13 protein-coding genes are annotated in these 15,291 nt (G+C 72.0%); 3 read left to right on the top strand and 10 right to left on the bottom strand.

The genetic code is table 11. The features are described from left to right. Window positions 1-52: 52 nt before the first annotated feature. Window positions 53-1,063 carry a LacI family DNA-binding transcriptional regulator gene (locus tag amrb99_RS41310; protein ID WP_190866881.1) on the top strand — a complete coding sequence of 337 codons (1,011 nt, stop codon included), beginning with the start codon at window positions 53-55 and terminating at the stop codon, window positions 1,061-1,063. A gap of 27 nt (window positions 1,064-1,090) precedes the next feature. On the opposite strand, the gene amrb99_RS41305 is transcribed toward amrb99_RS41310, so the two are convergent. Further along, window positions 1,091-1,873 (bottom strand): SAM-dependent methyltransferase, encoded by a 783-nt coding sequence (locus amrb99_RS41305; protein WP_190866879.1) that lies wholly within the window; start codon window positions 1,871-1,873, stop codon window positions 1,091-1,093. A 51-nt stretch (window positions 1,874-1,924) separates the two neighbouring features. Here amrb99_RS41305 and amrb99_RS41300 point away from each other — a divergent pair, with 51 nt between their 5' ends. Both amrb99_RS41300 and amrb99_RS41295 read left to right on the top strand, forming a co-directional pair. Then, on the top strand, window positions 1,925-2,407 hold the full coding sequence (locus amrb99_RS41300; RefSeq protein WP_190866877.1) for a nucleoside deaminase: 483 nt from the start codon (window positions 1,925-1,927) through the stop codon (window positions 2,405-2,407). An 82-nt stretch (window positions 2,408-2,489) separates the two neighbouring features. Beyond that, window positions 2,490-2,960, top strand: coding sequence for a nuclear transport factor 2 family protein (locus amrb99_RS41295; protein ID WP_190866875.1), 471 nt, complete (start codon window positions 2,490-2,492; stop codon window positions 2,958-2,960). Between the two features lie 12 nt (window positions 2,961-2,972). On the opposite strand, the gene amrb99_RS41290 is transcribed toward amrb99_RS41295, so the two are convergent. The 9 genes from amrb99_RS41290 to amrb99_RS41250 all read right to left on the bottom strand — a co-directional run bounded on the left by amrb99_RS41290 (window position 2,973) and on the right by amrb99_RS41250 (window position 15,205). Then, window positions 2,973-3,518, bottom strand: coding sequence for a TetR/AcrR family transcriptional regulator (locus tag amrb99_RS41290; protein ID WP_194737630.1), 546 nt, complete (start codon window positions 3,516-3,518; stop codon window positions 2,973-2,975). A 12-nt stretch (window positions 3,519-3,530) separates the two neighbouring features. Then, window positions 3,531-4,163: a hypothetical protein gene (locus tag amrb99_RS41285; RefSeq protein WP_190866871.1), complete on the bottom strand. Its 633-nt coding sequence runs from the start codon at window positions 4,161-4,163 to the stop codon at window positions 3,531-3,533. 115 nt (window positions 4,164-4,278) lie between these two features. Then, window positions 4,279-7,269, bottom strand: coding sequence for a glycoside hydrolase family 3 C-terminal domain-containing protein (locus tag amrb99_RS41280; RefSeq protein ID WP_347257077.1), 2,991 nt, complete (start codon window positions 7,267-7,269; stop codon window positions 4,279-4,281). 108 nt (window positions 7,270-7,377) lie between these two features. Continuing rightward, window positions 7,378-8,412 (bottom strand): LacI family DNA-binding transcriptional regulator, encoded by a 1,035-nt coding sequence (locus amrb99_RS41275; protein WP_190866867.1) that lies wholly within the window; start codon window positions 8,410-8,412, stop codon window positions 7,378-7,380. After that, entirely contained in the window at window positions 8,409-9,782 is a 1,374-nt protein-coding gene (locus amrb99_RS41270) for a GH1 family beta-glucosidase (RefSeq protein ID WP_190866865.1), read from the bottom strand. The genes amrb99_RS41275 and amrb99_RS41270 overlap by 4 nt, the downstream gene beginning before the upstream one ends. Next, window positions 9,782-12,073, bottom strand: a complete 2,292-nt coding sequence (yicI, locus tag amrb99_RS41265) for an alpha-xylosidase (protein WP_190866863.1) — start codon at window positions 12,071-12,073, stop codon at window positions 9,782-9,784. The genes amrb99_RS41270 and yicI overlap by 1 nt, the downstream gene beginning before the upstream one ends. Beyond that, window positions 12,073-12,963: a carbohydrate ABC transporter permease gene (locus amrb99_RS41260; protein ID WP_190866860.1), complete on the bottom strand. Its 891-nt coding sequence runs from the start codon at window positions 12,961-12,963 to the stop codon at window positions 12,073-12,075. Before amrb99_RS41260 ends, yicI begins: the two co-directional genes overlap by 1 nt. Next, window positions 12,960-13,922, bottom strand: coding sequence for an ABC transporter permease subunit (locus amrb99_RS41255; protein WP_190866852.1), 963 nt, complete (start codon window positions 13,920-13,922; stop codon window positions 12,960-12,962). Before amrb99_RS41255 ends, amrb99_RS41260 begins: the two co-directional genes overlap by 4 nt. Further along, window positions 13,919-15,205 (bottom strand): extracellular solute-binding protein, encoded by a 1,287-nt coding sequence (locus amrb99_RS41250; RefSeq protein WP_190866850.1) that lies wholly within the window; start codon window positions 15,203-15,205, stop codon window positions 13,919-13,921. The genes amrb99_RS41255 and amrb99_RS41250 overlap by 4 nt, the downstream gene beginning before the upstream one ends. Between the last annotated feature and the right edge of the window lie 86 nt (window positions 15,206-15,291).

Here is a 15,291-nt window from a genome sequence, read left to right as displayed (position 1 = left end):
CGCCGGCCCGGCGGGACGGCGACGACGCCGCAGGAACGACGGAGGGGGCCTGATGACACAGAGGGGCACGCGCCCGACCCTGGAAGAGGTCGCGGCGCGCGCCGGCGTCGGCCGCGGCACGGTGTCCCGGGTGGTCAACGGGTCGCCGCGGGTCAGCGAGCGGGCCCGGCAGGCGGTGCTGAAGGCGATCGACGAGCTCGGGTACGTGCCGAACCGGGCGGCCCGCACGCTGGTCACCCGGCGCACCGACACCGTCGCGCTGGTGGTCGCGGAGTCCGACCAGCGGCTGTTCGGCGAGCCGTACTTCGCCGGGATCATCCGCGGGATCAGCAACGGCCTCGGCGACACCGGGCTGCAGCTGCTGCTCGCGCTCGCCCGCTCCCCCGCCGAGTACGCGCGCCTCGAGCACTACCTGACCACCCAGCACGTGGACGGGGTGCTGCTCACCTCGCTGCACGCCGAGGACCCGCTGCCCGCGAAGCTGGAGGCCAACGGGGTGCCGACGGTGCTCGGCGGCCGCCCGCCGGGGCTGTCGCCGGTCAGCTACGTCGACGTCGACAACCGGCTCGGCGCGCGCGAGGCCGTCGCGCACCTCATCGCCGGCGGGCGGCGGCGCATCGCGACGATCGCCGGCCCGCAGGACATGGGGGTGGGCATCGACCGGCTCGCCGGCTACCGGGAGGCGCTCGGCGAGGCGGGGTTGCCGGAGTACGTCGCGTTCGGCGACTTCGGCGAGGCCACCGGCATCAGCGCCGCGGAGCGGCTGCTGGCCGGCGAGCCCGCGGTGGACGCGGTGTTCGCCGCGAGCGACCCGATGGCGCTCGGCACGCTGCGGGTGCTGCGCCGGCTCGGCCGCCGCGTCCCCGACGACGTCGCGGTGATCGGCTTCGACGACTCCGCGGCGGCGCCGCTGGCCGACCCGCCGCTCAGCAGCGTGCACCAGTCGCCGGAGGAGATGGGCGTGGCGATGGCGCGGCTGCTGGTGTCGCGGATCCGCGGCGAGGCCGTCGCGGACCCGGTGGTCATCATGCGCCCGCACCTCGTCCTGCGCGAGTCGGCGTAGCCCGCCGGCGAGGCTCAGCGGCGCGGCTCAGCGGCGCGCGACGCCGGCGTACATCCAGCGGGTGCCCTCGCCGCCGCCGTCGGGCCGCCACTGCGGCACCCACACCACGCCCGGTTCCACCAGCTCGAACCCGTCGAACAGGGCCTCCACCTCGGCGCGGTCGCGGCTGCGGAGCCGTGCCGTGGCGTCGCGCCACGCGCCGACGGCCTGCCTGCCGCGCTCCGGCTGGCCCTCGGTGGTGCTGTGCGAGAGGGCGAGCAGGCTGCCCGGGGCCATGACGTCGCGGAACGCGGCGATGGCCGCCCGCGCCTGCTCGTCCTCGGCGAAGTGCAGCACGGCGAGCATCAGCACCGCCACCGGGCGGTCGAAGTCGATCAGCTCGCGCAGCCTCGCGTTCCCCAGGATCCCGGCGGGTTCGCGGACGTCCCCGCGGATCACCGCGGTGGTCGCGGACGCCGGCAGCAGCGCCCGCGCGTGCACGAGGACGATCGGGTCGTTGTCGACGTAGACGACGCGCGCCGACGGATCCAGCGCCTGCGCGACCTCGTGCACGTTCCCCTGCGTCGGCAGCCCGGTGCCGATGTCGACGAACTGCCGCACGCCCGACTCGATCGCGAACCGCACGGCGCGGCCGAGGAACGCCCGGTTCTCCCGCGCGGCCTGCGGGATGTCGGGGCCGGCGTCGGTGGCGACCTTCGCGGCCGCGCGGTCGACGGCGAAGTTGTCCTTGCCGCCGAGGAAGACGTCGTAGATCCGCGCGGGGCTCGCGGTGCGGGTGTCCACGCCGGGAGGGGCGAGCTCCTCGTTCATGCCCCCACCTTATGATCATTAGGGACGCACCGGACCCGAGACGAGGATTTAATGGCCTACGAACCGACCGAAGAAGAGCTGGTCCATCTGCGCCGCGCCGTCGAGCTGGCCGCCGAGGCGCTGGCCGACGGGGACGAGCCGTTCGGCACCGTGCTGGTGTCGGCGTCCGGCGAGGTGCTGTTCGAGGACCGCAACCGCACCGCCGGCGGCGACCAGACCCGGCACCCCGAGTTCGAGGTCGCGCGCTGGGCCGCCGCGCACATGGCGCCGGAGGAGCGCGCCGGCGCCGTCGTCTACACCTCCGGGGAGCACTGCCCGATGTGCTCGGCCGCGCACGGCTGGGTCGGCCTCGGCCGCATCGTCTACGTCCACTCGTCCGCGCAGGTGGGCGCGTGGCGCGCCGCGCTGGGGGTCCCGCCGTCGCCGGTCAGCGCGATCCCGGTCCAGGACGTGGTGCCCGGCATCCGGGTCGACGGGCCCGTCCCCGCGCTGGAGGCCGAGGTCCACGACCTGCACGTGCGCGCCTGCTCCTGAGTCCCGCCGAGCGGGACCGCTCCACAGGGCCCGGCGCGCCGCGGCTTGAATGGCCGCTCGTCCCCACGTCAGGAGTTCCCGCATGTCCGACGCCCTCCCGGCCGACCAGGCCGTCCGGAACCTGATCTTCGCCTACGCCGAGGCCGTCGACGGCGGCGACTTCGCCGCGGTGGGCGCGCTGTTCGCGCACGGGGACTTCGTCAGCAGCGGCGCCACCCTGACCGGGGACGCGGTGGCGCGGATGTTCGAGAAGACGATCATCCTCTACGACGACGGCACGCCGCGGACCAAGCACGTCACGACCAACGTCGCCATCGAGCTGGACCGCGCCACGGCCACCGCGAAGTCGTACTTCACCGTGATGCAGGCGACGCCGGAGCTGCCCTTCCAGGCGATCTGCGCCGGCCGCTACGACGACCGCTTCGAGCTGCACGACGCCCGCTGGCGCTTCGCCGAGCGCCGCATCACCCTGGAGCTCGTCGGCGACGTCGCCCACCACCTGCGCCGCCCCGACACCCTCCCTCCCCACCTGCGCCCCGCCACCTCGCGGTGAGCGCGCCGCACCTCAGCGGAAGGACGCGTCCAGGGCGTCGATCAGGCGGGTGAAGGTCTCGTCCAGGGACTCCGGCAGGCCGAAGGCCGCGTCGCGCTCCAGCGACGCGAACCCGTGGCAGGCGATCCGCCACATGCGGATCGCGTGGACCAGGTCGCCGCCCTCGAGCCGGTAGCCCCGGAACGCGGACGCGATGACGGCGATCGCCCGGTCGGAGACCGCCTCGTGCTCCGCGTCGCCGGGCGCCGGCGCCCGGACGCTCGCGGCGTACCGCCCGGGATGCGCGGCGGCGTAGGCGCGGTAGGCGGTCGACAGCTCCGCGAGCGCCTCGCGCCCGGTCACGCCCGCGACGGCGGCCGCGAGCCGCGCCGTCATCTCCTCCACGGCCAGCATCGCGATGCCGCGCTTGACCGCGTCCAGGCCGTCGACGTGCTTGTACAGGCCGGGGAGCGACACCCCGCACCGCTTGGCGACGGCCGCGAGGGTGAGCCGATCGAGGCCCGTCTCGTCGGCGACGTCCGCGGCGACCCGCACGACCCGCTCCGGGGTCAGGCCCACGCGCGGCACGCCCTACCCGGTCTTCCGGGCGAGGGCGAGACCGGAGCCGGTGACGAAGAGGATCAGCAGGGGCAGCGACACGTAGGCCAGCGTAGCGACGCCGGTGAGCAGCAGCGCGTAACCGATGCCGGAGCCGGCGATGGCGGCGGCGAGCGCGAAGCCCGCGTAGTTCAGCCAGCGCGGGAGCACCCCGGCGACCGCACCCGCGGCGCCGACGGCCGCGAGGAAGAACATCTTGACGCCGTCCGCGCGGTTGAGCGCTTCCAGCAGCGCGTGCGCGGTTCCGGGCGTGGACGTGGCGACCAGCGCCAGCCCGATCGCGAACTGCGCCAGCGAGATGGCCGCGGCCACCAGCCCGGCGCCCGCCGCGATCCGCCCGGCGCGCGACCACCGGGCCGCCCGCCCGAGCGCGAGGGGGACGAGCGCGAGCGCCGCCGCGGGAAGCCCCTCGGTGAGCAGGAACTGCACGGCCGCCGCGCCGCCGTGCCCGGCGTAGTCGCGGACGATCGCGCTCCCGCTCGCCCCGAACCCGGGCGACGGCACCGGGACCGCCAGCCCAGCGGCCCACGAGACCAGGAACCCGGCCCCGGCGACCGCGGGGACGCTCAGCAGCTTCTTGCGCGACGCGACGGCGATGGAGGCCATGCCACTCTCCTCAGAACGGTTAATGCGATTAGCCAAAAGTTAATCGCATTAACCGTCGCTTGGCAAGCCCCCGGACGGGCCCCGCCCCGGTGCTCGCCGGGACGGGGCCCTCGCGTCAGCGGAGGGTGAGAGTGCTGAGGCGGGCCTCGCCGGCGAAGACGAGGTAGAGGTCGTGGCGGCCGGTGGCGCGCAGGGCGGCCGTCACGTCCTTGTAGGCGTACCTGTCGCCGGTGGACGGGATGGTGAAGGTCGCGGCCACCGGGCCGGTCGGACTGTCGAGGCGGGCCTGGACGGTGGTGTTCCCGGCGGTCTCCTTGGCCGCGCGGAGGGTGAGGGTGCCGTTCTTCAGGGCGGAGTCCTTGAACGAGATCCACGCGTTCGCGGCGCCGGCGACCGCGTCGCCGGCCGCCTTGGACTCGTCGACGAGCTGGACGGCGTTCTGGTCGTCGAAGTCGGCGGCGCGGGTCGGCCGGGTGAGGTCGCGGGCGGGGACGCGCTCGCCGTGGACGTCGACGGTGGCGCGCTGCCGGATGTCGGTCGACGAGGAGCCGATGAGGACGTCCTGCTTCGAGGTCTCCAGCGTCCACCTGTTGCGGGTGACGTCCCAGGTCGCGAGGTCCGACGCCTTGACGCGGAGCGTCACCGAGGCGGTCCGGCCCGGCGCGACGTGCACCTTCTGGAAGGCGCGCAGTTGCTCGACGGGCTGCTTCACGCGGGACGTCCGCTGGTGCGTGTAGAGCTGGACGACCTCGTCCGCCGCCCGCTTGCCGGTGTTGGTGACCGGGACGGTGACGGTCAGCGTCTTGCCGCCCGACAGCGAGCGGCCGCTGAGCTTCGGCTCGCCGTACCGGAACGTCGTGTAGGTGAGGCCGTAGCCGAACGGGTAGAGCGGCTTGCCCTTGTAGTAGAGGTACGTGCGGTCGGACTTGATGATGTCGTAGTCGAGGATGTCGGGCAGGTCGCTCTCGGAGCGGTACCAGGTCTGGGGCAGCTTCCCGGACGGGCTCTCGTCGCCGAACAGGACGGACGCGAGGGCGTTGCCGGTCTCGGCGCCCGCGTGGCTCGTCCACAGGATCGCCGGGACGTTCGCCTGCTCCCAGGTGAGGGTCGTCGGGTAGCTGTTCTCCACGACGACGACCGTGTTCGGGTTGGCCTTCCGGACGGCCTTGATCAGCTCCTCCTGGCCTTCGGCGAGGGCCATGGTGGTGCGGTCGTGGTCCTCGCGGCCGTTGATGAACGGCATGCTGCCGACCACGACGACGGCGGTGTCCGCGCCGGCCGCGGCCTTGACGGCGGAGTCGACGCCGCTGCCGACGACGTCCTTGGCGAACGTGCTGGCGTCGTCCTTGGTGGTGAGGACGAGCGTGCCGTCGTCCTGGACCTTCACGTAGACCTTGGTGGGGTCGGCCCAGTCGTACGCCTTCTCGTAGCCCGCGTAGCGCAGGAGGTAGCCGCCGTCGCCCTGCTTCTCCAGCTTGAACATCTGCTGGACGAACCAGCCGTTCGGCTGGTCCTGGTCGTTGGCGAACGTGTTGCCGGAGTGGATGCCGACGGTCTTGCCGTTGGCGGCGCTGCGCAGCGTGACGATGCCCTGGCCCCAGTCGAACACGTCGAACTGGGTGGAGGCGTCGGGGGTGGCCGGGCCCGTCTTGAGGACGGCCCCGGCGGCGGTCGTCCCGCCCGCCACGTACTTGCCCGTCTTCACGTCCTTGAGGGCGATGCGGTCGACGCCCTCGCTGGACGCGACGTTGCCCGCGCCGGCCTTCGCCTTGATGCCGTCCAGCGGCGTCACGCCGTACGGCAGCGAGCCCGAGTACCAGTCGGTGTAGAGGGTGTTCGACAGGGGGCCGACGACGGCGACCTTCTTGCCGGACGCGAGGGGCAGCGCGCCGCCCTGGTTCTTCAGCAGCACCATCTGCTCGGTCGCGGCCTTGCGTTCGAGGGCGCGGTGGGCGGGGCTGTCGATGACGTCCTTGGTGATCTTCCCGTACTCGCCGCCGCCCGGGTCGAACTCGCCGAGCCGCACGCGGACGCTGAGGACGTCGCCCACGGCGCGGTCGAGGTCGGCCTCGCTGAGCAGGCCCTTGGACAGCGCCGTCTTCACCGCGTCGACGGTGATGGACGAGTTGGTGTCGTCGGTGGTGAAGCTGTCGACGCCCGCCTTGATGGCGGCGGCGTCGCCCGCGGGCAGGTCCGGGTAGTACTGCTCGGAGCCGACGAGGTTGTTGGGCGCGCCCGCGTCGGTGACGTTGAGCAGGGTCCTGCCGCTCCATTTCCGGGCGTCGTTCACCAGCGGCGACGCGGTCGCGGGACGTCCGTTGACCAGGTTGTAGGAGGTCATCAGGCCGGTCGCGGCGTCCTGCGTCAGCGGCAGCCGGAACGGGACCTCGTCGTACTCCTTCAGCACGCGGGGCCGCACGCTGGACGACGTCTGGTCGCGGCGGATCTCGTTGTTGTAGGCGAGGTAGTGCTTGAGGACGGGGGCGGCCTTGAGGTGGTCGGGGTCGTCGCCCTGCATGCCCTTGCCGTAGGCGGTGGCGAGCAGGCCGGTGAGCAGCGGGTCCTCGGAGTAGCCCTCCTCGTTGCGTCCCCAGCGCGGGTCGCGCAGCAGGTTGACGACGGGCGCCCACAGCTGCAGGCCCCACACGTCCGGGTCGATGGTGTTGTAGCCGCGGGCCTCGTCGCCGACGGCGGATCCGATCTGCTTGAGCAGCGCCGGGTCCCACGTCGCGCCGAGGCCGACGGACTGCGGGAACACCGTGCCCCTGGCGGTCCGGACGGCGCCGGACGCGTTGACGTCGGTGGACCAGGCGACGCCGTGCAGCGCCTCGGTCCCGGTCTTGAACCGCTTGATCCCGAGGCGCGGGATCGCCGGCTCGTACTGGTGGAGCAGGGAGATCTTCTCGTCGGTCGTGAGCCGTCCGAGCAGGTCCTTGACGCGGGCGTCGACGGACAGCCGCGGATCGCGGAACGGGTAGGTCTCGGCGGCCGAGGCGGCGGGGACCGCCGTCCACGCGGCGGGCGCCGCGATCACGGCGGCCACGGCCAGCGACAGGGCCCGGCGGCGACGGCCGGGGAAACGGGGGGTGGGGCGGGTGGTGTGCACCTGTTCTCCTCTGTGGCTCGTCCCCCGAGTACGGTTGTCGAAGCGCTTCGACGATCGGGCCGCGCGGGCCCGGGGCATGCCTCCTTCAGGTCCGGCGGGGCGGGAGGGTCAGCGCGGTGCCGGGGCGGAACTCGCGCGCGGGGTCAGGGCCGGCGGCAGCAGCGTCGCGGCCGGGACGGCCTCGCCGCCGAGCTTGCCCATCAGCAGCTCGACGGCGCGCCCGCCCACCTCCTGGGCGGGGATCGCGACGGACGACAGCGGCGGCTCGGCGTGCTCGGCCATCTCGTCCGGGCAGATCGCCACGACCGACACGTCCCGCGGGACGGCGCGGCCGTGCGCGCGCAGCGCCCGCACGACCGTGTCGACGACCGGCTCGTTGTGGACGAGGATCCCGGTCAGCCCGGGGCGTTCGGCGAGCAGCCGGGCGACCAGCGCGCGGGCCGCCTCCGGGGTCGCCTCGCACGGGTGGACGCCGCCGGCGAGCCCGTGCTCGCGGACGGCCGCACCGAACCCGTCGGCGACCCGCTGCGCGAACCCGGTCCGCCGCGCGTACACCTCGGGCGGCGAGCCGATCAGCGCGACCTCGCGGTGCCCGAGCCCGGCCAGATGCTCCACGCAGACCGCGCCGGCCGCGTGGAAGTCCAGGTCGATACAGGTCAGGTCGCCGGCGTCGGCGGGGAAGCCGATGAGCACGCTCGGCCGGTCCAGGGAGCGCAGCAGCGGCAGCCGCGGGTCCTCCATCTGGACGTCCATCACGATGAGCGCGTCCACGAGCGCGCTGTCGGCCACGCGGCTCAGGCCGTCCTCGCCCTCCTCCTGGGTCAGCAGCAGGACGTCGTGGTCGTGCCGCCGCGCGGCGGTCACCACCGACATCGCGAACTGCATGACGACGGGCACCGCGATGCCGGAGCGCAGCGGGATCATCAGGGCGAGGACGTTGGAGCGGCTGCTCGCCAGCGCGCGGGCGCCGGCGTGCGGGCGGTAGCCGAGCTCGCGGATGCTGTCGCGGACGCGCCGCCGGGTCTCCTCGGAGATCGTGCGCTTGCCGCTCAGCACGTAGGACACCGTGCTCGGGGACACCCCGGCGTGCCGCGCCACGTCGGTGATCTTGACCACGGACCGTCCCGTCGTCGAGCGGTTCATTTTGCGTCCGATGCTAGCGATGCGCGGATCGCGTCGCGGTACCAGAACGCACTGTCCTTCCAGGTTCGCTCGCCCGTGCCGTAGTCGACGTGGATCAGCCCGAAGCGCCGGTCGTACCCGTAGGCCCACTCGAAGTTGTCGAGCAGCGACCAGGCGAAGTATCCGCGCAGGTCCACGCCCGCGGCGCAGGCGCGCTCGGCGGCGGCGACGTGGTCGCGCAGGTAGGCGACGCGGCGCTCGTCGCGCACCCGGCCGTCCACGACCTCGTCCTCGAACGCGGCGCCGTTCTCGGTGATCATCAGCGGCACGTCCGGGTACTCGCGGTGCAGCCGCAGCAGCAGCTCCTCCAGACCGGAGGCGTCGATCGGCCAGCCCATCGCCGTGTACGGGCCGGGCTGCCGCACGAAGTCCAGGCCCTCGCAGCCGACGAACGGGGTCGCGGCGCCCTGCTTGTGGCCGTCGTCGGACGCGCGCGGCGACGTCCCGTCCCACACGCGGACGAGCGTCGGCGAGTAGTAGTTGACGCCGAGGACGTCGAGCGGCGCGGCGATGACGCCGGCGTCGCCGTCCCGGACGAACGCCCAGTCGGTGATCTCCGCGGTGTCGGCGAGCAGGTCGGCGGGGTAGCCGCGGCCGAGCATCGGGTCGAGGAAGATCCGGTTCGCGACGGCGTCGGCCCGCCGCACGGCCTCGGCGTCGCCGCGCAGGTGGTGCAGGTTGAGCGTGACCGAGTGCCGCGCGGACGGCGACACGACGCCGCGCAGCGCCCGCACCGCCAGCCCGTGCGCGAGGTTCAGGTGGTGGGCGGCGGCGAGCGCGTCCGCCGGATCGGTGCGGCCCGGCGCGTGGACGCCCGCGGCGTAGCCGAGGAACGCCGAGCACCACGGCTCGTTCAGCGTGGTCCAGGTGGCGACGCGGTCGCCGAGGACCCGGCCGACGCGTTCGGCGTAGTCGGCGAAGCGGCGGGCGGTGTCGCGCTCCGGCCAGCCGCCCGCGTCCTCCAACTCCTGCGGCAGGTCCCAGTGGTAGAGGGTCGCGACGGGCGAGATGCCGTTCTCGAGCAGTTCGTCAACGAGCCGCGAGTAGAAGTCGAAGCCCTTCTGGTTCGGCTTCCCCCCGGGCAGCACGCGCGACCACGAGATGGAGAACCGGTACGCGCCGAGCCCGAGCCGCGCCATCGACGCGACGTCCTCTTTCCAGCGGTGGTAGTGGTCGGTGGCGACGTCGCCGGTGTCGCCGTTCAGCACCTTGCCCGGCGTGCGGCTGAAGGTGTCCCAGATGGACGGCGTGCGGCCGTCCTCGCGGGCGGCGCCCTCGATCTGGTACGACGCGGTCGCCGCGCCCCACAGGAACCCCTCCGGGAAGCCCATCAGTTCTCCTCTTCCAGGGTGATGACGAGTTCGCCGCCGGCGGCCTTCACCAGCACCCCCTGCGGATGCTCCGACGCCTCGCCTCCCTCCACCGCCGCGACGCGCGCGTTCACCAGGAGGACGCTCCAGGCGCCCGCGCCGGTGACCCGCAGCGTGGCGCCGTTCCGCACCGTGGTGAAGGACGTGTCGTCGACCTGCGTGAGCACGGTCGTCCCGTCGGCCGGTTCGTAGACGCGCAGCGTCACGCCGTCGGCGTGGTCGTAGTCGGGACGGTCGTCCACCGAGCCCTCGGGGATCACCGCGCCGGGACGGGCCAGCAGCGGCACGCTGCCGAACCCGTGCCGTTCCCGCACCCACCGGCCGCCGTGCACGCGCTCGCCCGTGAGGTAGTGCGTCCACACGCCGTCCGGGACGTAGTAGGAGATGTCGCCGTCCGCCGAGAACACGGGCGCGACGAGCAGGTCGTCGCCGAGCATGTACTGGCGTTCGAGGTGCGTGCAGGCCGGGTCGTCCGGGAACTGCAGCACCATCGCCCGCATCATCGGCAGGCCCTCGCCGTACGCCTGCCGCGCCGCCCCGGAAAGGTAGGGCATCAGCCGCATCTTCAGTTTCGTGAAGTCGCGGAGGACGTCCACCGACTCCTCGTCGAACAGCCACGGCACCCGGTACGAATGGCTGCCGTGCAGCCGGCTGTGCGAGGACAGCATCCCGAACGCGATCCACCGCTTGAACAGCGCCGGATCGGGCGTCCCCTCGAACCCGCCGATGTCGTGGCTCCAGTACCCGAACCCCGACAGGCCGAGGGAAAGGCCCCCGCGCAGGCTCTCCCCCATCGCCTCGAACGTCGATTCGCAGTCGCCGCCCCAGTGCACCGGGAAACGCTGCCCGCCGGTCGTCGCGGACCGGGCGAACACCACCGCCTCGCCCTCGCCGCGCTTCTTGCGCAGCAGTTCGAAAACGGTCTGGTTGTAGAGGTAGGTGTAATAGTTGTGCGCGCGTTCCGGGTCGGAGCCGTCGTGGTAGACGACGTCGGTCGGGATGCGCTCGCCGAAATCGGTCTTGAAGCAGTCGACGCCCATGTCCATGAGCGCCTCCAGCTTCGCCGCGTACCACTCCCGGGCCTCGGGGTTGGTGAAGTCGACCACCGCGAGGCCGGGCTGCCACTTGTCCCACTGCCAGACGTCGCCGTCCGGCCTGGTCAGCAGGTAGCCGCGTGCCCGCCCCTCGGCGAACAGCGGCGAGCGCTGCCCGATGTACGGATTGATCCAGACGCAGATCCGCAGCCCGCGCTCCTTGAGCCGGCGCAGCATTCCCGCCGGGTCCGGGAACACGCGCGGGTCCCATTCGAAGTCGCACCACTGGAACTCGCGCATCCAGAAGCAGTCGAAATGGAACACGCTGAGCGGCAGGTCCCGCTCGGCCATCCCGTCGATGAACGAGGAGACGGTCGCCTCGTCGTAGTCGGTGGTGAACGAGGTGGACAGCCACAGGCCGAACGACCAGTCCGGCAGCCGCGCCGGCCGCCCGGTCAGCGCCGTGTACTTGCGCAGGATCTCCCGCGGCGACGGCCCGTAGATGACGAAGTACCGCATCGACTGGCCCTCGACGCTGAACTGCGTCCGCGCGACGGCCTCGGAGGCGACCTCGAACGAGACGTGCCCGGGATGGTCGACGAACACGCCGTAACCCGCGTTCGTCAGGTAGAACGGCACGTTCTTGTACGCCTGCTCGCTGGCGGTGCCGCCGTCGGCGTTCCAGATGTCGACGGACTGGCCGTTCTTCACCAGCGGCCCGAACCGTTCGCCGAGCCCGTACACGAAGTGGTCGACGCCGAGATCGAGCTGTTCCCGCACGTAGTGCCCGCCGTCGTCGGTGTCGATGACCGCCGTCGCCTTCGGCGCCGTCCCGGTCAGGCGCCGCCCGCCCGCGAGGAAGTCGACGCCCCACTCCCCGCCGCGCCGGACCCGCACGGTCAGCGCCCCGGACGTCAGTTCCGCCGCGTGGTCGTCCACCCGGACGTCCCCGGTGGGATCGGCGGCCAGCTCGAACCGCGGCCCGCGGGCCTTCTCCCCCGCGAAATGGGTGATGGTGACGCCGATGACGTCCGGCATGGGCGACGCGCAGTCCACCGTCACCACCGGGCCCTTGAGCAGGTCGCCCCGGTGCCGGATCCGCTGCACGGGCGCCTGCACCGAGAACGAGCCGGGCCCTTCCGCGACGTCGAGGACCTCCACCGGATGAACGGCGTGCACACCCTCGCGCATCATCCAGTAGCCGTCACTGAACTTCATTACTTAATGGCTCCTGCGGTGAGTCCGCGCGACAGGGTGCGCTGGAAGATGAGGAAGAACACGACGGTCGGGAGGAGGCCGAGGAGCGCGGCGGCGCTGGACATGGTGGCGTCCATGAGGCGCTGCCCCTGCAGCACGCCGAGCGCGACGGAGACCGTCTGGTTCTCGTTGGAGATGAGGAAGACCATGGGGATGAGGAACTCGTTCCACGTCCACACGAAGAAGAAGACGAGCAGCACGCTCAGCGTCGGCCGGACGACCGGGACGACCACCCGCCACAGGACCTGCCAGCGGTTCGCGCCGTCGATCCGGGCCGCCTCCAGCAGCGGGCGCGGGAACGCCGACATCACCGACGACAGCAGGTAGGTGCCGAACGCGCTCTGCACCACCGTGAACACGATGATCACGCTGAGCCGGGTGTCGTAGATCCCGAACTGCTTCGCCAGGTGGTACAGCGGGTAGACGAGCGCCTCCTGCGGCAGCGTGTTGGCCAGCAGGAGCAGCGCGAGCAGCCAGATGCGGCCCTTGATGCGGCCGATGCCGAGCGCGTAGGCGTTGAACACCGACAGCAGGACGGCCAGCACCGCGACAGAGCCGCTGATCAGCACGCTGTTGAACAGCACGTGCCCGAAGTCGACCCGGTCCCAGAAGTCGCGGATCGCGTCGAGATTCAGGCCGGACGGCGGCGCGAGCGGCCCCTTGGAGGTGTACTCCTGCGGGGTCTTCAGCGCGTTGAACACCACGACCAGGAACGGGATCAGCATGATCCCGGCCAGCGCGACGAGCGCGACGAGCACCGCGTAGGCGGACGGGCCGCGGCGGCGCCTCCGGCGCGGGGCGCCCTGCCGGTCGCGCGCCGGCGCGGCCGGCTCGGTCATCGTCACGGTCATCGCTCCTCCCCCAGGTCACGTCCTTGCAGCCGCAGGAAGACGACGGTGAGCGCGACGATGACGAGCGTCAGCACGGTCGCGATCGCCGAGCCGTAGCCGACGTCGGACTTCTCGAAGAAGTTGACGTAGGAGTAGTACGACGGGACGTTCGTGGCACCGCCCGGACCGCCCTTCGTCAGCACGAAGATCTGCGGGAACGCCTTGAGCGCGGCGATCGTCGTCCACAGCAGCACGACGAAGATCTCCGGTCGGATCTGCGGGATCGTGATGTGCCGGAACCGCCGGGCCCACGTGGCGCCGTCGATCTCGGCGGCCTCGTACAGCGACGGGTCGACGCGCTGCAGCCCCGACATGAAGACCACGAGCGGGAAGCCGATCTGCATCCACACCATGACGCCGAGGACGGACCACAGCGCGGTGGACGGGTCGCCGAGCCAGTCGTGCGCGAGCGACCCGAGCCCGACGTCCTTCAGCAGGGTGTTCACCGCGCCGTTGTCCGGCGCGAGCAGCCAGCTCCACACGACGCCGGCGATGACGACCGGCAGCACCTGCGGCAGGTACAGGCAGGCCCGCAGGATCGCCGCGGCGCGCGGCCCGAAGTGCCGGTCGATCAGGTCGGTGAGGGCCGCCGCCAGCACCAGCCCGATCGCCGTCGGGACGATCGCCATCCCGATGATGACCAGGACGTTGTGCCGGAACGAGGCCCAGAACTCCCCGTCCTTCACGAGCTCCCGGTAGTTGTCGAGGCCGGCCCAGGACGGGCTGCCGACGCCGGACCAGTCGGTGAAGCTCGTCCCGACGTTCATCAGGAACGGCACGCCGATGACGGCGGCGAACAGCAGCAGCCCGGGGATCAGGTACGGCAGGTAGGCGAGCTGCTCGCGCGCCCACCCCCGGCCGCCCGGCCGGGGCGCGGCGGCGGCGCCGCGCCCCTTCCGGGCCTCATGGCGCGTGGTCACTTGGGCAGGCCGGAGTCGTAGGTCTTCTGCAGCGCGCCGAGCGCGTCACCGGGCGCGGTGCCGTTCATGATCTTCTGGCCCTGCGCGACCCAGGCGTCGTAGAAGCCGGCGACCGGCCAGTCGGGGTAGTAGGCGAGCTGGTTGTTCTGCGCCAGCGTGGTGAAGTCGTCGGTGAGCTTCTTGACCTTCGGGTCGGTGATCGCCGACGGGTCGGCCGCGACGGGGATGCCGCCGAGGTTGCCGAGCATGTTCTGGACCTTCTTCTTCATCGTGATGTCGATGAAGTCGTAGGCGAGCTGCTTGTTCTTCGAGCCCTTCGGGACGACCCACAGGTTGCCGCTGGAGCCGAGCGTCATCTTCGCGCCGGGCCAGACGGAGGTCTCCCAGTCGAACTTGGCCTCCTTGGCGACCCGGCCGAACCACCAGGACCCGGAGAACATCATCGGGAACTTGCCGCTCATGAAGGCGACGCCCGCGTCCTCGGCCTTCTGGCTCACCGAGTTCTTGGCGATGTAGCCCTTCTTCACCCAGTCGGCGAACGTGGCGGCGCCGGCCGTCCAGGCGGCGTCCTTGAAGTCCGGCTTGGCGGTGTAGCGCTGGTAGGCGTCCACCCAGGACCGGTCGGGCGCCTTGTCGAGGGCGAGCTGGTAGACGAACTGCTGCGCCATGTACTCGGCGCCGGCGTTGGTCAGCGGCGTGACGCCCTTGGCGACGAACTTGTCCATCGCGGCGGTCAGCTCGGCGAACGTCGTCGGGATCGCGACGCCGTTCTTCTTGAACAGGTCCTTGTTGTAGTAGACCTGCAGGTACTCGCCGTAGTTGGGCACGCCGTACCATTTGTCGCCGCCCATGGTGCCCTTGGCGTCGTACTTGGCGGTGACCTGGACGCCGGGGCTGATCAGCTTGTCCCAGCCGCGCTTGGTGACCTCGGGGGTGAGGTCCTGGAGGAGGCCCTGCTTGGAGAGCATCCCGGCGGTCGCGTTGCCCTTGTTGTACTCCAGGACGTCGGGGGCGTCCTTGGAGTTGAGGACCATCGGCGCGGTCTTCTGGATCTGCTCGAAGCCCTTCTCCTCGAACTTCACCTTCACGCCGGGATGGGCGGCCTCGAACTCCTTGATCGCCTCGTTCCACGCCGCGCCCATGGCGCTGTCGGGGGCCTCGTAGTGCCAGAGCTTGAGCACCTTGCCGCCGGAGTCGCCGCCGTCGCCGCCACAGGCGGAAAGCGACAGGGCCGCGGCGGCGAGGGCGGCGAGCAGCGCCGCGCTCCTGCCTGCCTTGAACATGGGGGATCCTTCGCGGGGGTGGGACCGGGGGTGGTCGGATCGATGAGGGTGTCGAAGCGCTTCGATTGACGGGGATGCTAAGCCCT

Source organism: Actinomadura sp. RB99, from assembly GCF_014706005.1.
Classification (GTDB): Bacteria; Actinomycetota; Actinomycetes; order Streptosporangiales; family Streptosporangiaceae; genus Spirillospora.
Note: the sequence above shows the minus strand (reverse complement) of the source record. Positions and strands in the feature narration are given on the sequence as shown.